The organism is Ruegeria sp. B1, from assembly GCF_056535885.1.
Genome location: NZ_JBQFJA010000001.1, coordinates 3775553 through 3794558, shown reverse-complemented (window position 1 = coordinate 3794558; position 19006 = coordinate 3775553). Strand labels below are relative to the sequence as shown.

The 19006-nt window shown below is 57.6% G+C and carries 16 protein-coding genes; 13 read left to right on the top strand and 3 right to left on the bottom strand.

Going from position 1 to position 19006, the window contains the following annotated elements:
- Positions 1-8: 8 nt before the first annotated feature.
- Genes ACR3ES_RS18775 through ACR3ES_RS18765 form a run of 3 tightly spaced genes read right to left on the bottom strand, consistent with a single transcriptional unit; the run spans position 9 to position 2238 of the window.
- Positions 9-704 (bottom strand): PIG-L deacetylase family protein, encoded by a 696-nt coding sequence (locus tag ACR3ES_RS18775; protein WP_170434614.1) that lies wholly within the window; start codon positions 702-704, stop codon positions 9-11.
- Positions 704-1615, bottom strand: coding sequence for a formyltransferase family protein (locus tag ACR3ES_RS18770; RefSeq protein ID WP_170434616.1), 912 nt, complete (start codon positions 1613-1615; stop codon positions 704-706). The genes ACR3ES_RS18775 and ACR3ES_RS18770 overlap by 1 nt, the downstream gene beginning before the upstream one ends.
- Positions 1612-2238 (bottom strand): sugar transferase, encoded by a 627-nt coding sequence (locus tag ACR3ES_RS18765; RefSeq protein WP_480424175.1) that lies wholly within the window; start codon positions 2236-2238, stop codon positions 1612-1614. The genes ACR3ES_RS18770 and ACR3ES_RS18765 overlap by 4 nt, the downstream gene beginning before the upstream one ends.
- A gap of 534 nt (positions 2239-2772) precedes the next feature.
- Here ACR3ES_RS18765 and ACR3ES_RS18760 point away from each other — a divergent pair.
- The 13 genes from ACR3ES_RS18760 to ACR3ES_RS18700 all read left to right on the top strand — a co-directional run bounded on the left by ACR3ES_RS18760 (position 2773) and on the right by ACR3ES_RS18700 (position 18988).
- Complete coding sequence (locus tag ACR3ES_RS18760; RefSeq protein WP_170434618.1) at positions 2773-4638, top strand: nucleotide-binding protein; 1866 nt, start codon at positions 2773-2775, stop codon at positions 4636-4638.
- Positions 4639-4843: 205 nt separating this feature from the next.
- Positions 4844-6022: a polysaccharide biosynthesis/export family protein gene (locus ACR3ES_RS18755; protein ID WP_170434621.1), complete on the top strand. Its 1179-nt coding sequence runs from the start codon at positions 4844-4846 to the stop codon at positions 6020-6022.
- Between the two features lie 54 nt (positions 6023-6076).
- Complete coding sequence (locus ACR3ES_RS18750; RefSeq protein ID WP_170434623.1) at positions 6077-6961, top strand: sulfotransferase family protein; 885 nt, start codon at positions 6077-6079, stop codon at positions 6959-6961.
- 454 nt (positions 6962-7415) lie between these two features.
- Positions 7416-9530: a nucleoside-diphosphate sugar epimerase/dehydratase gene (locus tag ACR3ES_RS18745; RefSeq protein WP_170434624.1), complete on the top strand. Its 2115-nt coding sequence runs from the start codon at positions 7416-7418 to the stop codon at positions 9528-9530.
- A gap of 91 nt (positions 9531-9621) precedes the next feature.
- Positions 9622-10044 carry a GtrA family protein gene (locus ACR3ES_RS18740; RefSeq protein WP_170434626.1) on the top strand — a complete coding sequence of 141 codons (423 nt, stop codon included), beginning with the start codon at positions 9622-9624 and terminating at the stop codon, positions 10042-10044.
- Positions 10041-11666, top strand: a complete 1626-nt coding sequence (locus tag ACR3ES_RS18735) for a hypothetical protein (protein WP_480424172.1) — start codon at positions 10041-10043, stop codon at positions 11664-11666. The genes ACR3ES_RS18740 and ACR3ES_RS18735 overlap by 4 nt, the downstream gene beginning before the upstream one ends.
- Positions 11667-11771: 105 nt before the next feature.
- Positions 11772-12578, top strand: a complete 807-nt coding sequence (gene rfbF, locus ACR3ES_RS18730; protein ID WP_170434630.1) for a glucose-1-phosphate cytidylyltransferase — start codon at positions 11772-11774, stop codon at positions 12576-12578.
- A gap of 7 nt (positions 12579-12585) precedes the next feature.
- Entirely contained in the window at positions 12586-13713 is a 1128-nt protein-coding gene (rfbG, locus tag ACR3ES_RS18725; protein ID WP_170434633.1) for a CDP-glucose 4,6-dehydratase, read from the top strand.
- A 25-nt stretch (positions 13714-13738) separates the two neighbouring features.
- On the top strand, positions 13739-14953 hold the full coding sequence (locus ACR3ES_RS18720; protein WP_170434634.1) for a DegT/DnrJ/EryC1/StrS family aminotransferase: 1215 nt from the start codon (positions 13739-13741) through the stop codon (positions 14951-14953).
- Positions 14953-15849: a class I SAM-dependent methyltransferase gene (locus tag ACR3ES_RS18715; RefSeq protein ID WP_170434636.1), complete on the top strand. Its 897-nt coding sequence runs from the start codon at positions 14953-14955 to the stop codon at positions 15847-15849. Before ACR3ES_RS18720 ends, ACR3ES_RS18715 begins: the two co-directional genes overlap by 1 nt.
- A 116-nt stretch (positions 15850-15965) precedes the next feature.
- On the top strand, positions 15966-16925 hold the full coding sequence (locus ACR3ES_RS18710) for an NAD-dependent epimerase/dehydratase family protein (protein WP_170434638.1): 960 nt from the start codon (positions 15966-15968) through the stop codon (positions 16923-16925).
- Positions 16922-17923, top strand: a complete 1002-nt coding sequence (locus tag ACR3ES_RS18705) for a glycosyltransferase family 2 protein (protein WP_170434640.1) — start codon at positions 16922-16924, stop codon at positions 17921-17923. Before ACR3ES_RS18710 ends, ACR3ES_RS18705 begins: the two co-directional genes overlap by 4 nt.
- A gap of 6 nt (positions 17924-17929) precedes the next feature.
- Positions 17930-18988 (top strand): glycosyltransferase family 4 protein, encoded by a 1059-nt coding sequence (locus ACR3ES_RS18700; protein WP_170434643.1) that lies wholly within the window; start codon positions 17930-17932, stop codon positions 18986-18988.
- The last annotated feature ends 18 nt before the right edge of the window (positions 18989-19006 follow it).

Below are 19006 nucleotides of genomic sequence, written 5' to 3'. Positions count from 1 at the left end.
ACCTCCTACTAAACGACCGTTCGAACCAACACGAACCCTTCGGCGGCATGGCGATGAACGGTGGCCCCGCGCAGTGTTGCCAATGCACGCAGGCTTTCCACCGACCGCTCGTGAGGCGGTTGCTTGGCTTGGCTTTCGAACAGGCGGAACGCCTCCAGTTTACGCTCCAGCGTCTCTGAAATGTCCACAAAAATATTCGGCACAAAGGGGGGTGTCAGGTACGGCGCATTCCAGTTTGTCTCGGACAAGGTCTCGTAGGCCGCGATGGTGGCCGGGTACTTGTCCTGATGCGGTCGGCTGGCCACAAGACTGGACAGAAAGGTCAACTGGTGGTCCATATGGATATCACCCGGATGCGGCGCCAGGATCAAATCAGCGCCTAACTCGCGCACCAGTGACCCAAGGCCTGCATTCAGATCAGAATGCGGTTGCTCCGACAACTCGGCAGCCGTGAAATCTAACCAATGTGTCTTGGTTACACCCAGAAAGGCATGGGACCGGCGGGCTTCGGCGCGCGTGATCTCGGTGTCCTCATCTCTGAACTTGGGCGGTTTAGCCCGGGTGACGACAACCACATGGACCTCGCGACCTGCATCGACAAGCCGCGCGATGGTGCCGCCAGCACCCAAAATCTCGTCATCGGGATGCGGCGCAACGACAAGGGCGGGACCTGCGCCCGCGCTGATCAAATCGGTTGTAATCATCACGTCTTTCCCAGTTTCGAGTGCAGAGGCGGCGGCACGTCGGCACCGGACCACTCCAGAATATCAAGACATCGGCCATCGCCGCAGGCCACCGTGAACCCCTGATCATCGATGTCCTGCACCTGACCGGGCAAACCTATATAGTAGCCGTCCGGCTGGGTGTGCCGGGCACGCGTCACAACCAATTGACCGCCGTCCGGCGCAAAGGTGAAAGCACCGGGGTAGGGCGGGCCAGAGGCGCGGATCAGACGGTCGATATCAGCCGCCGGTTTGGACCAGTCGATCAACCCGTCTTCGGGTCGGCGGCGCGCGCAGACGCTGATGCCAGTCTGCGGCTGCGGCTCGCGTGGAATGTCCCCCACGGCAATCTGCTCCAACAGAGGGGGCAGCAAGCCGGATACCGCGCGCAGAGATCGGTCATACAAGTCTCGGGCCGTTACGGTTTCAGGGTCCACCGCGTATCGCGCCTGGGCTGCAATGGGCCCGTCATCGGCGCCTTCACCCAGCCAGAACAGGGATGATCCGACATTCCGTTCCTGCAAAAGAACCGTCCATGGGATCACCCCGCGCCCGCGCAGGCGGGGCAGGGCAGATGGGTGAAATCCGATACACCCGATCCGCGGAATCGCCCGAAACTCCGGTCCGCATAGCTGCGACCATCCAATGACCAGCAACAGGTCGGGCTGCACCGCCCTGATCTGCTCAAGTGTTTCTGGCGCATTGGTCTTTTCGATATAGGACACCGGCACGCCATAGCGTTTTGCGACGATACCAAGGTCCACAAAGTCGGAATGGCGATGGGCCAGGTGCGGCGGCAATGTCATCACCAGATCCGGCGCATGACCGGCTGCGCAAATCGACACCAAAGCAGCGTGCGAGGTTTCCACCGCGCCAACCAGAACGGTTTTCATGCCGGTGTCTCCTGCAGGTTTGACTGTGCGGGGGGATGGTCCCTCAGCCATTGGGTGGCCGTTGCAATGCGGTCTGTTCTGCGACGCTCTCCTCGGATCGCAACGCCGATTGTCTCATAGAGGATGCGCAAGTCCAACGCCAATGATCGGTGCGCAACATACCAGAGATCCAGGGTCAGCTTTTCCTCATTGCTGAGATTGGTGTTGCCACTGACCTGCGCCCAGCCGGTCAATCCCGGTCGGACAGAACAGCGATATTGACCCCTCGACCCAAAGCTCTGGATCGTTTCCGGCAACAACGGGCGCGGACCAACCAACGCCATCCGGTTTTGCAGAATCAAAACAAGCTGCGGAATTTCATCCAGCCGCAACCGCCGGATGAGCGCTGTGGCGCGCGTTTGTCGCTGATCATCCGGTAGTAGTTCCCCATCGGGGCCGCACGCCTCGGACATGCTTCGGAGTTTGAAAAGGTGAAAAACACGCCCTCCAATCCCGCAACGAGGCTGCGAAAACATCAGAGGTGCGCCGACAGACCACAGGACGATCAAGCAGGCAATCAGGAAAAACGGCAGGGCAACAGCCCCAAGGACGACGCACAGCAGAATTTCCGGCAGTCTGTTCACAATTCAACCCAACTCAATACTACGCGGCGGGCCGCGCCACATCGAAATCACTTAACAATTCGTCGCCCAGAGTTGACGAGAAAACGCATGCCCACGCGACCAAAAGTGGCGAGCGCTCTCAATCTGTTCGAATTGGATCTGATTTGCAAGAATTCTGGACACCAATCGTCGAATCAAGTCGCCATGGGTTCTGGATCGGCAGACACGTGCGGTAATTCGAGGTGCTTGCTCAACGATTCGAGCTATCCACAATCATTGTTTCCGATAGCAGAACTGACGGACGACGGCGCGCGAAAAATACGGAAAATCATTTAATTCCATTGTGTTGACCCCGGTTTTGACCGCTTGGTCCGACAAATCCGATCGCACCTACTTCTGCGTCTTGCGAATATCCCAAGATATCGGTTCAATTGCGCAAAGGTGGATGGAGAAATTTCCTGACAACACGACGCCGGAATAAAAGGCTCTGGCCGGGCGGGGCGCGACATCGTATCCGACCGACGGAGCAAAGTAATTCTTTAACTGGAAAGAGCAGTGCCAGATAATCTCGAACGAACCTATCAGGCTAATCAATTTGAACGTTTCGCGCGCCCGATGATCTGGACCGTGCTCCGACGGCATGCGCTTTTGATGGCAGGCATTTGCCTGCTGTTTCTTGTGATCGCCTATTTCGTTCTCAACCGGTTGGAACCCCGATACAGCGCCCAAGCGACTGTTGTGATGGCGCAGTTGGACACGAGGGTCAGGACAACGGATGTGCAACTCGAATCTTTCGAGTTGTCGCGTGTCGCGATTGAAACTCAGCTGGATATTCTACGATCGCGAGAGTTCGCAGCGGACGTGGCGCAGGCCATGGACCTGTATGACAACGCTGTGTTTATGCCCCCCGCGCCACCCGATCAGCCGATCCCCGTCGAGCTGCGACGCGAGCAGGTCATCGACAAGTTACTCGGCTCATACAATATCGTGCGCCAGGGCGAGAGTCTGGCCATCAAGATTGAAGCCGAGTCAAACGACGCGCTGCTCGCAGCGGAAATCGCCAATACCGTTGCTGAAACCTATATCGCTGAAAGCGACCAGGACCGGCAGGCCGGGATAACCCGGTCAATTGAGTTTCTTCGGGCTCGTGTCACCCAATTGGGAGAGGAATTGTCGACGGATGAGATCTCGCTGGCCGCATTTGTCCGGGAAAACAATCTGGACGATGAGACCCTGCCGGATCGTCAACGTGCGGACATAGAACGATTGCAGGCGATTTATGACGTCATTTCAGCGGACGAGGGCGCGGCAGACGAGGCAGAGGAGCTTAAGGCGGAACTGGATCTTGCGCGTGCTGAATTGCTGGAACGTTCGCGGGCAGAATTGCGCCTTATTGGTATGGAGCGGTCTCTGGAGTTGCTTCGGTCCCGCTACCAAAACTCGATCGAGCGGCTGAACGAACTGGAGACCCAACTGCAATTTGTCGCGGAGGGTGCACGGCAGGTCACCATTGCCCGAATCCCGACCCGTCCCTTCTGGCCGAACCCCTATGTTATCTTGGGTGGCGGTCTTCTTATCGGGGCGTTTCTGTCCGTATTGGTTGTGGGCCTGCTGGAAGCGCTGAATACGAGGGTCTGGAGCGACAGCCAAATCTCCAATTCGGTTGGCACCGTCAACTATGGGTTTCTGCCAAAGATCAAGAAACGCAACATGTTCGACAAACGGCAAGAGCTTGTTCCCTTTTTCTTAGAGAACCCGCGTTCGCCATATGCCGAAGCGTTGCGAAACTTTCTGACTCTCTGGTTCAATCGCGAAGGTCTCGGGCGCGTGGTGATGGTGACGTCCGGTCTACCCGGTGAGGGCAAATCCACAGTTGCAGTATCGATTGCGTTGGCGGCGGCACGCGAAGGTTTAAAAGTGCTCGTTCTGGATCTCGACTCTTATCGTCTCGGGGCGAGCAGGACGCTGACGACATCTTACGCCGCACAGCCTCTGGAGGATGCAGCAAGCGGAAAGGCACAACCCAAAGCGCTCGAGATCGATGGGATACCCGACGGTGCAATTTCATTGCTGAGCGTCTCGATCCGGTCCGAAGCGTCGGTGAGGGATGAGGCATCAATGCTGAGCGACCTAAAATCGCGGATCGACCCCAGTTACGATTTGGTGTTGGTGGATACGCCGCCTATTCTTGTGGTCAATGACGCTTGCCGGATCGGAACACTGATCGACAGCACGCTGTTTGTGATACGTTGGGGTCGGACGCGCGTAGAAGAGTTGCAGGACGCGTTTGAGAAACTGGACATGCACGGGATTGAGGCAACGGCTACCCTCGTGAACGATGTCGATTTGGACAAACAAAGGAAATACGGCTACGGCACATATTCTTATTACAGCGACTACAGCAAGGCCGGGTATTCCTGACGGTCGGGCTGTTTCACTTGCCAGCCGAAAGGACTGTGACTAGCTTCATTGACAGGGGGCCACGCCCCAAAGTCTTTTAAGGCGCGGCATCGGGTGTTTGTATTGTAGCGCAGTGTATACCCCGACAAGTCGATGTTGTTGTGTGATCTGCGAGTTTAGTGAGTTGGGAGACAGAGTTTTGCAAAGCTGTTTCAGAGCGTTGTTTTTGATTGCGGCACTGGTGGCCACGTCGGTCTGGGCCGAGGGCTATCGCCTGCTGCCGCAGGACCGGTTGTCGCTCAAGGCGATGCGGTGGGATGCACCTTCGACAACCTATGTCAGCTGGGATGGTGTGACCGGCGAATATGCCATTGCCGGAGACGGCACCATGATGGTCCCCCTCGTTGGTCAGGTGGAGGCCGAGGGCCACACGCCAGCAGAACTGGCCGCTTTGTTAGAACTGAAATTCCGCCGTCAAATCGGTATGGCAGAACCGCCTCGAATTGCATTGGAGGTGGTTGGGCATCTTCCGGTATATGTACTGGGCGACGTAAATTCGCCGGGCGCCTACGATTTTCACCTTGGCATGACGGCACAGCAAATTCTGGCGCTGGCAGGTGGCCCCATTCGTCCCCCGATCCAATTCTCGTCCAGCAATGACTTTCAGATCCTGCGCATGGGTGGCGAGATTCGTCTGTTGGCCACACAGATCGAAGAACTGGAACAAGAACGGCAACGGCTGGTTGCGGACCTTGCGATCCTGGAAAGTGAAGAAAATGCCGACGAACTTCCGGAGTTTCCCGAGGGGCTGGAAGGCGAAATCCTGGAAGCGACCCTGGCGGCGCGACAGGGGTTGGGCGAGCGCATAGAAGACTTGCAAGGTCTGCTGAAAGAGCAAATCTCGAGCCTGACGATCCAACTGGAACTGCGCAACACCCAGATCGAAAACGTGACCAAAGAGCTGGATAACCTCACCTCGCTCAAGGAAAAAGGTCTGACTGTCTCGAACCGGGTGACCACCATGACCAATCTGCTGAACGATCTAGAATCCAAGCGTCTGGATCAGGAGGTCGCGCTGTTGATCGCGCGGCAGGAACTGAACCGCGCGGAACGGGATGGGCTGGAACTGGATGACAACGCCCGCTCGGATTCGCTGGTACAGTTGAACAAGGTCGAAAGCGAACTGGCGTCACTAAAAACGCGACTGGAAACAGCGACCACGTTGCACGGAGAACTGGCGGCCGCCGGGTTCCTCAGCGAGGATGATGTTGCCAGCGAGACGATCATAGAGTTTGTCGTGACGCGCGGTGATGACAACCAAACAAACCGCGTTAAAGGGACCGATCTTGTCCAACCCGGTGACACGATCGAAGTCATCAGGAGAACTGTTTTGACCTCAAATTGACAGCTTTGGTCGTCAGGGGTCTTTTCCTAAGCTTATTGGTTTAAGATTATTATCATGACATTGTCCGCGGACCGCACGGTCGATTTTCTGATTATTGGTGCTGCGAAATGCGCCACCACTTGGTTGCAGCAATCGCTGACCCAAACCCGGTCCATCTACATGCCGGGTCCCGAGCTTCATTTCTTCTCGCGCGAGTATGACAGGGGCCCTGACTGGTATCGGGATCAGTTCGATGTCAGCGAAGACGCCACGCTGATCGGCGAGAAATCCAACTCATACCTGACCGTGCCTCAAGCCGCGTCGCGCATTCGCGATTTTGCACCGGATGCGCACCTGATCCTGCAAATGCGCGATCCGGTGCAACGGGCCTATTCCGACTATTGCATGCTGTTTCGCCGGGGTGAGGTGTCAGGTCGGATCGAAGATTACCTTGACCCGGCCCGCGCGGCGGATCAGCGGTTCATAGCGGACGGTCGGTACGCGCACCACTTGATGCGCTTTTATGACTTGTTTCCAAAAGATCGGATCCTGTTGCTGGCTTATGAGGACATTCGCAGCAATCCGACCGGCAATTTGGATAAGGTCAGGGCGCATCTTGGAGTCGCCACAAAACTGGAGCCACCGGTCCAAAGGCGGGTGAAGGACAAGAACGCCCCGATGGTGCCGCTGCCGCTGCGCAAAGCGCTTGCGCCGGTTCGGCGGGTGCTGGATCCGGTGCGCCACACGTGGCCCGTGCGGTCTCTGCGCAATAGAATTGCACGGCAGGTTAAGTATCCACCGCTGCCCGACGACCTAGCCCGGAAACTGGCCGAGTTCTACGCGGATGACGTCGAGCAGATCGAGCGATCTCAACCGGGGCTGTCGCGGGCGTGGTCATTGTCTGTTTCGGCTGGCAGGCGCGAATCAACTGAACGCCGCGCCACCTCCGAGACCCGCTAAGTTTCCGCATTGGAAACAAAAACTAACTATCAGCGAAGCCGTGGTGGGCTTTCGGGAACTATATCCGGATTTTGTGAACTGCGCGAACAGTAGGCGAACACTGGGAAATAAGGCAATTCTTTGGTCGATTGGTGTCTGCAAGGTGAAAAAAGCATTTTGATCCCCTTTTTGCTGTGGTACCGTTGACCTACATTGATACGGCATGGGCCAATTCAAAAGCTGGCCTGATTTTTGGTGTTTGGTTTGTAAGAGTGAGAAGGGGGGTCTTGGTTTCAGGAGCGTATATTTCACGCACTTGCGACCGGTGTGGGGACTTCAAGTGAAATAAGTCAAACTTGCTGACACTTGGTATGCGTCGGCGGAAGAGTGCGGCTTTGAGAACGGGACAGCTTTCATCGACCCGTTTCTTTGAGTCGAGTGGTAATGGGCAATTTATACGCCGGAGTACAGAGTTATGTATGAGCGTGAGTTTGTTAAGCTCAAAAATGCGTCCGTTAAGGACAATGTGGCCGATTCCGATTTGAAGTTGGGCGACCTTGTCTCGATTTTGAAGCAAAAGCTCAACGAACTGAGCGCTAACCGCCGTCTCGTGATCGGCGATGTTGTGGCCTCGGCCATTTCCGTCATGATGGCTGTGGTTCTGGCCAATGGGGGCGTGTTGCCCGCTCAGTCAGCAGCGCTGTTAATTCCGTTGGCCGTCATGTCGTGTCTGGTGGCATTGGCCATTTTGCCAATGTCCGGCCTGTATAAACGTCACACACGGTCCACATCGTTGCGGGATGTAACCCTGATTGTGCGCGCATCCGCCCTGTGCGTTGGGGTGCTGGCCCTGCTGAGCACGGCGGTTCAGGTCACGGCACAGGTTCCGTTGGCGGTCTATGTCATCCAGTTTTTCCTGATCGTTCCAGCCTTTGGGGCCCTGCGGGTATTGGCACGCAGCACTGAATTCAAGCGCAAGGTTCAGGGTCGTGCGGCCCGCGCCGACGGCAAAATCCCGGTCATCCTGGTTGGAACCGGTGCCAGCTGTGACCTGTTCGTGCGCTCACTGCGCAACACTGAATCCAAATACGAGCCTGTTGGTATCATTGATGACGCCCGCAATACACAGGGCCTCTATTTCCATGACGTCAAGATCATCGGCTCTCTGCTGGACGCGGACGCGGTAATCGAACGCCTTAAGTTCTATGACGAGTTGCCCCAGCGTGTTCTGCTGACCGAACCGGTCACGCATTTCGAAAGTGACGGCATTCGCAAACTGACCCGCTGGGCCGAGGCAAACAGCATTACCGTATCGCGCCTAACCGGGTTGGAAGAGCTTGGCACCGAAAACTCAGGCATCCGCACGGTCAACCCCGAGGACATTCTCGACCGCCCGCAGAAAGCGGTCGAACGTTCGATGCTCCGGGAAATGTTCCAGGGACGCCGCATCCTGGTCACCGGTGCAGGTGGATCGATCGGCAGCGAACTGACTCGTCAGATCGCATCGTTTGAACCCGCTGAAATCGTGATGATCGAAAACTGCGAGTACAACGCCTATTCGATCGACATGGACCTGAGCCAGAACTTCCCAGAAGTGGCGCGCCGTATCTATGTGGCCGATATCCGCAGCGCGGACCGGGTCAACTCGATCTTTGAGCGTCATCGCCCGGAACTGGTGTTCAATGCTGCGGCTCTGAAACATGTGCCCATGGTCGAACTGAACCCCTGCGAAGGCGTTCTGACCAATGTGATCGGAACCCGCAACGTGTCTGATGCCGCCCGTAACGTGGGGGCCATCGCGATGGTCCAGGTGTCGACCGACAAAGCCGTCAACAGCACCAGCGTGATGGGCGCGACCAAGCGTGTCGCTGAGTTCTACGCGCAGGCGCAGGACCGTGTGACCAATGAAACGGATGAAAAGACGCGCTTCTTCTCGGTGCGTTTCGGCAACGTGTTGGGCTCGTCCGGCTCACTTATCCCACTGTTCCAGCGCCAGATTTCCGAAGGCGGTCCTCTGACCGTGACCGACCCCAAGATGGAACGGTACTTCATGACCATTCGCGAAGCCGTCCAACTAACGCTTGTGGCTGCGGCTAAGGGTCTGAACCTCGAAAACAGCCATGGCGAGATCTTTGTTCTCGACATGGGCCGTCCGGTCAAGATCGTTGATCTGGCCGAACGGATGATCCGCCTTGCGGGTCTCGTGCCCTATGAAGATGTCGACATCAAGTTCATCGGTATTCGCCAGGGCGAAAAGCTGTATGAGGAACTGTTCGACGTTACCGAAGATCACCGCGATAGCGGTATTCCCGGCGTGTCCTCGGCGATCCCGGAAGGCATCTCGGCGGCCCGTTTGCGCGCCTCGATCCTCAAGTTGGAACAAGCGGCACATGAAGGGAACGATCTGGCGGTCAAGAAACTGCTGAAAGAACTGGTTCCCGGTTATGGCGCCAACGGCTTGCGCCCGATCGAGGCCAAGGATCTCTTGGAACGTCCTGCCAAGCCCAAGCTTCAGGCGGTCCCGACCGAGAACCTTGCAAGTGGATTTCAAAAGCAAGACGCGTTGGAAACCATCAACGGCGGTCGCTAAAACTATAGTTTAATGCAATTTGATCCGGCGGCCTGTCCCCCCGGCCGCCGGCAGTATGAATGAAAAAGGGCTCTTCGGAGCGTGGTTTGAAATGTCAGGATTAAGTCCGTCCGACGCCCGCAGCCAATTTCAGGCCAGCTGGGATCGTATTTTCAGATTTCTGGGCGCGGGCGTCGTGAACACGCTTTTCGGCTACGCTGTTTTTTCTGTTTTGGTGTGGACCGGCGCCCACCCACAAATGGCACTGGCCGTTCAGTTTGTGGTGGGTGTGTTGTGGAATTTTCAGGTTCATGGCCGCTACGTGTTTTATGTGCAAGGCTATGGCCGGCTTCCGTACTACGCGATATCTTATGTTGTGATCTATGCCTTTAACGCGGCATTGTTATGGGGGCTGCTGCATTTGAGGCTGGACGCATATCTTGCGCAGGCCATTGCGCTCGGGCCAACCGTTGTACTGTCCTATGTCCTGATATCCCGTGCCCTGCGCCCCAACCTTCAGGAGGCGGTTCATTGACGCAATCCGCAGATCCAGACTTCGGAGCGAGCACCGAGACGGCGCCAAGATTTGGTGACACCGTTCTCGCCCGTGTTCTGGTCGCCGGCATACTGGTCGTCTTGTTCGCGGCGCTCTATGGGCGGATTATGGGGTATGGTCTGCGTCGGGACGAGCTGATGTTTGTGCCGCCTGCGGAGCTGTTGGGGTCTTGGAGCCTTTACAGCGATTTCTTTTACAATCACGTCCCAAACTCGGCGTGGTATTACAGAGGCTTTTACCTGATTTTCGGGGGCGAGGGCCTGTTGGCATCGGCCCGATTTGGTCAGTTCATCGCCTGGCTGCTGCTGGCATCTGGCGTGGGATGGGCAATCTGGCGCATATCCGGTTCAGGAGTGCTGGCGCTCTTTTTTGTCGTGGCGCTGGTGGTCAACGAAACTTTGCAGACCCAAGCCGGCATGGCCGCCAGCAACAACCTGCTTCCATTGCCTTTCGTTATCTGGGGTCTGGGGATTTTCATCGTTGAAACCCTGCGCGATCACCCAAGATTTCTGTTGCTGGTGTTGTCCGGACTGCTTTTGTCCATCGCAGCCGGGATCAAAGTCAGCGCGGCAATGTTCATCCCGCCGATCGCGGTCGCTGCCTTTCTTCTTCCCTGGCACATGCGGTTCTCTGAAAGAGTTCGGACCGTTGTTGTCCCGGTTCTCATTGGCGGCCTGGTCGGTGCAATCCCCCTGTTCTGGTACCTTGGGGCGGACCCGGCGGGGTTTCTGGCGCATGTGATGCAGTTCCATACCGGACCTCATATCGCGTATTGGCAGGCCAATGCCGCCTCTGAACCCGGGTTGGCCATGGGAATGGGGGGTAAAGTTCTGCTGGCTTATACCACCTGGTTCAGCGGAGCGGCGCTGATCGGGCTCATGGTCCTGTTTTATTTGGCCGTTCTAAGCGGTGTGAATGCGGTGCGAGACCGGTCGGGGCTGGGTCAGATTCTGCTGGTTCTGGTCTTATTGGGCGTCACGGCCCTGTTCAGTTTTGTCCCGACGCCCGGATTTCCACAGTACTACATCCAACCTCTTATCACTTTGCCATTGCTGGCGGCCTTGATCTATCGGCTGGTGCCTCAGGACAAACGCGCACAACTCGTACCGCTTTGTGCCGCAGGTTTTGCGTTGCTGTTTCTGCTGGGTGCACCCCGGCTGGCACCCGGATTGCTGAACTTGGCAAACCCGGATGGATTTACCACGACGCGCATTGCCAACGGCGGTCAGGCTCTCAGCGAGGCTGTGGCAGAAAGCGACCGTCCTGATGGGCCGGTTGCGACCCTGATGCCTCTCTATCCGCTTGAAGCCCATTTGCCGGTCTATCCTGAACTGGCCACAGGGCCGTTCGCCTATCGCATCGCCCCCTACACGGATCCGGATCTGGCGCAGCAATACGTGATGGTCGGAGAAGAAGACTTGCAGGCGCTGTTTGATTCCAATCCGCCTGCCGCTTTCTTGTTAGGATATGATTCCGCCCTTGAAGCTCCATTGTTGCGCTATGCGGAAACAAACGGCTACGCCGCAGTGCAAAAAGAAGGGTTGGATAACCGCTATGGACAGGGTGTGATATACTCTCGACATGCAGGTGTGGCAGAGTGAGCATGAGACGCGAATGAACCCACCAGCAAGACGACGAACGACACGCAAGACACCGGCGTGAAACTGCAGAGATTTTAGTAAAGGTTTTTTGAGGGAGTGGCACACATGAAGACAGTACTTCTGGCAGGAGGACTGGGCTCGAGGCTGGCCGAAGAAACGGTTTCGATACCGAAGCCGATGGTCGAGGTTGGGGGCCGCCCAATCATTGCGCGGGTCATGGATATTTACAGCCATTTTGGCCACCGCGACTTTGTCGTTGCCGCAGGGTATAAGGCTTTGTTGCTCAAGCAGTTCTTTGCGAATTACCACCTGATTGCGAACAATATTTCGGTCGCGCTGGACACCGGCGAATTGAAACTGGTGCCCTCGGCGCCAGGTGGCTGGAACGTGTCGGTGGTTGACACCGGCGCCCACACGATGACCAGCGGCCGTATCCGCCGCCTCAAGGACTGGCTGGATCCGGGTGAAACGTTCATGTGCACCTATTCCGACGGTCTGGGCAATGTCGACATCAACGCGCTGATCGATTTCCACAAATCCCATGGCAAGCTGGCCACGGTAACCGCAGTTCAGCCGCCCGCACGGTTCGGAAACATCGAACTCAAAGGCGACCGTGTCGATGCGTTCACCGAAAAAGTGCGCCGCCGCGAGACGTGGATCAACGGCGGGTATTTCGTGTTCGAGCCTGGCGTCATGGACTACATGGTCGACGACATGGAGCCGCTGGAGCAATCGCCGCTGTCACAAATGGCGCGCGATGGCGAATTGATGGCCTATCGTCATGACGGATTCTGGCATCCGATGGACACGATCCGTGATCGCAACGCCCTGAACGCTCTGAGTGAGGAAGAAACGCCACCGTGGATGCAATTTGGTGAGAGCGCTTCGGCAGAATACCCGGTGGCGATCTGAGGTAAGAATGCAAGGTCTTCAGGATCAGATCTTCGGCGGCCAGTTCCACGGCCGCCGTGTCCTTGTTACGGGGCACAGCGGCTTCAAGGGCGGTTGGATGTCGTTCTGGCTGAACCGGCTGGGCGCTGACGTGACCGGTCTGTCATTGCCACCGGAACCCGGGCCGTGCTTTTACGACGCCTGCGATCTGGCTGCGGTGACCGACAGCCGTTTCGCCGACATCCGTGAAGCAGAGGCATTGAACAAAACGCTGCAAGATGTGGATGCGGAGATCCTTTTTCACATGGCGGCCCAACCGCTGGTTCGGAAGTCGTACCGGGACCCGTCGGAAACATTCGCCACCAATGTGCAGGGCACGGTGAATGTGCTGGAAGCGGCGCGCAAGATGCGATCGCTCAAGGTGATCGTCGTTATCACCAGTGACAAGTGTTATGACAATCGCGAATGGGTGTGGGGCTACCGGGAAAACGACCCGCTGGGAGGGAAAGACCCGTACAGCGCGTCCAAAGCCGCGACGGAACTTGTGGCGCAGTCCTACGCGCATTCCTTCTTTAGCGACCCGCAGGGGCCGCAACTGACCACGGTCCGCGCGGGCAACGTGTTCGGCGGCGGCGACTGGGGCGAGGATCGGCTGGTTCCAGATGTCATCCGCGCTTGGGCGAAAGACGAACCGGTTATGATCCGCAACCCGGCCAGCATCCGCCCCTGGCAACATGTTTTAGAACCCGTGTCCGGCTACTTGCAAGTTGCGGAGAAAATACTAACAGACGGCGCGGCATATGCCGGGGCGTGGAATTTCGGCCCAGATATCTCAAGCACAGTGGATGTTCGGCAGCTGGCCGACATGATCCGGCGCGCCTGGGGGGCAGGCGCGCCCGTGTTCAGGTTCCCCGAGCAGGCACCTGACGCGCCGCACGAAGCTGGCATCCTGCGGCTTGACAGCACAAAGGCACAGTCGCGTCTGGGATGGCGTCCGCGCCTGACCCTGCAAGAGGCCATTGATCTGACCGCTGATTGGTACAAGGCCCATGCGGCCAACGCTCAGATGGCCAAAGTCACTGCCACGCAAATCGAACATTTTGAAAGCCTGATGGCACCTGTTGAACCTGACCGCCCGACGGTCGCAGCGCAGTAAGCTGCAAATTTGAGGAGTGAGTAGTATGAGAGTAAATTACGGGCAGACAGTACACGGCCAGGAAGAGATTGATGCCGTTGTCGAGGTTTTAAAGACGTCGACCCAAATGGGCCCCAAAGTGCGTGAAATGCAGCAAAAAGTCTCTAAGCTTTTTGCCAAATCGCACGGGATCATGACCAATTCGGGCTCTTCAGCGAACTACCTGGCCGTTGAGATTCTGGACTTGCCAAAGGGTAGCGAGGTTATCACGCCGGCGCTGACCTTTGCGACAACTGTCGCGCCTCTGGTTCGCCAGGGGCTGATCCCCGCTTTTGTTGATGCCGCCGAAGGCACCTACAACATCGACGTGGATTTGATCGAACGGATGATCACCCCAAAGACGTCGGCAGTTATGATACCGTCACTGATCGGCAATCTGCCCGATTGGAAGAAAATCCGCGAGTTGGCCGACACGCATGGTCTGAAGGTCATTGAAGACAGCGCCGATACGCTTGGCGCGACAATGGAGGGGGTCAGCACCGGCACATACTCCGACATATCGACCACCAGCTTTTACGGCAGCCATGTGATCAATGGCGCAGGCAATGGCGGTATGTTGTGTGTCAATGATGACGAACTGGCGCGCAAGGCGCTGCTGATGCGGTCATGGGGCCGCAGTTCCTCGCTGTTTGTGGAATCCGAGGCCATTGAGAACCGGTTCAACGTGCAGCTGGACGGAATCGAATACGACGCAAAATTCCTGTTTGAAGCGTTGGGCTACAATCTTGAACCATCGGAAATCAGCGCGGCCTTTGGTCTGGTGCAACTGGGCAAACTTGAGAACAATATCAAGGTCCGCGAAGAGGCATTTGATGCCCATCGTGCGTTCTTTGCCCAATACGAGGAATGGTTCATCCTACCGGAACAACTGCCGGGCTCCCGCACCGGTTGGCTGGCGTTCCCGCTGACGATCCGAGAGGCGGCGCCATTCACACGCCGCGAACTGCAAATTTTCCTGGAAAAAGCTGATATTCAAACCCGTCCGGTCTTTACCGGAAACATCCTGCGGCAGCCGGCGATGAAAGAGGTTGAGTATCGCAGCGATCCGGCGGGATATGGGGTGTCCGATGCCGTGATGCGCGGCGGTATTCTACTGGCCTGCCATCATGGCCTGACCCAACCCCAGATCGACTACATGCATGAAAAAGTGACAGAATTTCTGGCGCCGCATGTCGCAGGGCTCTCACGGGAGGCATCCTGATGCCGCTGGCCCCGACCGAGGCAATCAAGGATTTGATCCGTGAGGATTTCAAACAGGTCACCGGCCCCTGCGCCGTCAATGGCGGCGTGCCGGTCTATGTGCACTATGAGAACTCGGTCATCGAACCACCCAAACCCACCGATATCGAGGTGGAATCCCAGATTCACCGCCCGGCCTATCGCGGTCCAATCAAGTTCCTCAAGCGGCTAGCCTCGCCCGTCAAACAGGTCACATTGCGCAACGTGGACAGGTTCCTTTCCGAAATGAAGGCACTAAATCCCACTCCGCGCGTTTTGATCGTGGGTGGCGGCAGCGTGGGGCAGGGCATGGGCAAGCTCTACGAAGATCCCCAAGTTCAGATTTTCGCCTTTGATATCTACCAGTCCCCCAACATTCAGTTCGTCGCCGACGCGCACGACATCCCTATGCAGGATGATGTGTTTGACGGCGTGGTCATTCAGGCGGTTTTGGAACATGTGCTCGACCCACGTCAGGTCGCAGCCGAAATCCATCGCGTCCTGAAACCCGGCGGTTTGATTTATGCAGAAACGCCCTTTCTGCAGCAGGTGCATGAAGGACCCTATGATTTCACCCGGTTCACCGAAAGCGGGCACCGGTACCTGTTCCGTGCTTTTGAACGGATCGACTCGGGGGCCAGCGCCGGTCCGGGCGTGCAGTTCATGTGGTCGGTGGATTATCTGTTCCGGGGCCTGTTCCGGTCTCGCACGGCTGGGAAAGTGGCGAAGTTGTGCGTGTTCTGGGCCCAATACCTGGACCGGCTGATCCCGGAACCCTACCGCGTTGATGGGGCCAGCGGCGTATTTTTCCTGGGCCGGAAATCTGAGACAACATTGCAACCAAAAGAGGCTGTCGCTCACTATCAAGGCGCGCAATAGCCGTAAGGCGGCCGGGCATTTCACCGGATCGCTCGGATCGTGTAAGCTGCGTTGGAACAAGCAGAGACGGGTATGTTTAGGGTTTTAGGTTATTTGCACGGTTGGATGCGGTTCGGATGATGCGTGTATTGATCACTGGCGCCAACGGGTTCATCGGTTCGCATCTGGTTCGGGCCTGCGTCGCACGTGGTGACGATGTGATCGCTCTTGCGCGTCCGGGCGCATCGACGGACAGACTGCCGGGCCCTGACGAAATCACCCTTTGGCAGGCGGACTTTACCGATGCCAAAGCGATACAGGATGTGTTTGCCGAAACCTCGCCAGATCTGGTGTTTCACGCTGCCGCCAAAACCCGCATTTCCAACGCATCCGATTTCTCGGACCCGGCTGCCAGCCTTCAGGAAAACGTCCTGAGCCTGCTGCAAGTCCTGGGCGCCGCGGCCAACAGCAAAACGCCGCCGGGCGCATTTGTCCGGCTGGGCACAATCGCGGAATACGGCGACAACCCGGTCCCTTATGTCGAGACGCAGTGTGAGCATCCGCGCGACAGCTATGGCGCTTCGATGCTGACTGGCACGAAATACCTCGAAATGCTGCGAACCCGCTTGCCGTTTCCCGCCGTAACAGCGCGGCTGTCGCTGACCTACGGGCCCGGTCAGACAGGTCAGCAGCTTGTCCCATATCTGATCGACAGTCTGCTGAACCACCGGCCCGCGAACATCGGCAGGCCAGACGACGCACGGGATCTGATTCATGTGGATGACGTGGTGCGGGGGCTATTGCTTTTGGGGTCTGATCCCCTTGCCGCAGGGCCGGTCGTCAATATCAGCACGGGCATTGCCACCGAGGTCCGAACCGTCGCCACCATGCTGCGCGACCTGACAGGGGTGCCCGCGGAGTTGCTGACATTTGGCACACCCCAAGGACCGCCGACCGATCTCGTCAACGACCCCGGGCTAATGACCTCGCACTATGACTGGTCCGCACGGATTTCACTGCCGGATGGCCTGAGAGATACCGTCGAATGGGCCACGCGCGCGCGTACCGGCGACAAGGTATCAGGACAGGTATCATGACCCTCGTTTCCATCCTCATCCCTGCCTACAACGAAGAAGACAATGTACGGATGGCCTATGACCGGGTCATCGCCGTGTTTGACGGTCTGGACGGGTACGAGCCCGAAATCATCTTTACCGACAATCACTCGGAGGACCGGACCTTTGAGATCCTCTCGGACATCGCCGCAGGTGACCCGCGTGTCAGAGTCATACGCTTTGCGCGAAACATGGGCTATCAGGGCTCGGTCCTGACAGCATATAGGTCGGCCAATGGCGCGTGTGCCGTGCAGCTGGATTGCGACATGCAAGATCCGCCGGAGTTGATCCCGCAAATGCTGGATCTGTGGCGGCAGGGCAATCACGTGGTTTACGGCATCCGCCGTAGCCTACCGGACGGGCCTTTCGTGGCGGCCGCACGGCGCGGATTCTACGCGCTGATCGACATGATAAGCGATGACGACCTGCCCCGGAACGCCGGCGAATTTCGCCTGACGGACCGTCGCATCCTGGACGAGCTACGCCGGGTTGACGACCGGTCGCCTTATGTTAGGGGCCTCATCAGTGGGATGGGATTCAACCAGGTCGGGTTCGAATACGACCGCGTCGCACGTACGGCCGGGGAATCGAAATTTCCGTTCCGGGCAATGCTGGGCCTTGCTGTCGATGGCCTGATCAACCACTCGCTCCTGCCGCTGCGACTGGCGTCGATGATCAGCCTGACGGCGGGGCTGGCCATGTTCCTGTTGATGGTGGGGTATCTGATTGCCAAGCTCGTGTTCGGTGCAGACTGGCCTGCGGGTTTCGCCACAACCACCATTCTGTTGCTGCTGTCGATGACCCTGAATGCCATGTTTCTGGGTATTATGGGCGAATATATCGGGCGGATTTTCCTGCAATCCAAGGACCTGAACAGGCCGATCATAGAACATGAACTGAACCGCCCTGCACCCAACGAGCAGCCGGTGACCCCGGCGTTGCGCGAAGCTGAAGACCCGCGCAAAAAGGCGTCGGGATAACCGCGCGTGAAGCTGTTGATCATTCAGGGCGGTTTCGGGGCCGGGGGCGCTGAAAAGATCGTCTCGGTCTTGGCTGCGCATCGGCAAGCGCGCGGGGATGAGGTGCATGTGGCCGGGCAAACCATGCCGTCAGAAGGCTCCTATTTCGACTACCCTGATGCGGTCAGTCTGCATGTTGCGGCATCGGATGGCGGGCAACTGGATCGACTGCGTCATATCCGGCAGGTCATTCAGGACGTTGCGCCCGACGTGATCATTACGTTTCTGACCAAGATTAACGTCCTGGCATTGCTGGCGACGCTGGACAAGCGGGTGCCGGTCATCGTTTCGGAACGCAACAATCCTCGTGCGCAGACTGCCCATCCGATTTGGCGTCATGCCCAGAACCTGCTGGCCCGCCGGGCTCATACGGTTGTGATGCAGACCCAACGCGCCAGCGAAGACCTGCCGCGTGCGGTGCAACGCAAGGCGAAAGTGATTGCCAATCCCTGCGCCCTGCCGCCGGGTGCGCGCGAAAACCTTGGAACAGGCTCCACCAATCTGGTTGCCGTTGGTCGGCTGGACAGACAAAAGGGCTTTGATCTGCTGCTGACCGCCATGCCCAGGATTCTGCGGGGCAACCCTGATGTACGGCTGACCATCTTTGGTGAGGGCCCAGAACGCGCGACGCTCGAGAAATCGCGCGATGACTTGGGCTTGTCAGATGTCGTGTTCCTGCCAGGACACAGCCCGTTACCGGGCGCGTGGATGGAAGGCGCCGACATCCTTGTTTTCCCATCCCGCTACGAGGGTTTTCCAAATGTACTGGCCGAGGCAACGGTCACCGGGCTACCAGTGGTGTCCTTCGACTGCCCCTACGGCCCGCGCGAGCTGATCCGGCCGGAGGAAAACGGCCTGCTTGTGCCTCTGGAGAATGTGGAAGGGCTAGCACAGGCGGTGCTGCGCCTGACCCAATCACCTGAGCTGTTGCAGCGCATGCGCGAGGTCAACATGGAAAGCCGGGTCTGGCTGGCACCGGATAACATTCTTGCAGAGTGGGACGAAACAATCGACGATGCGGCGTAAAATTGCGACCGGACTGGC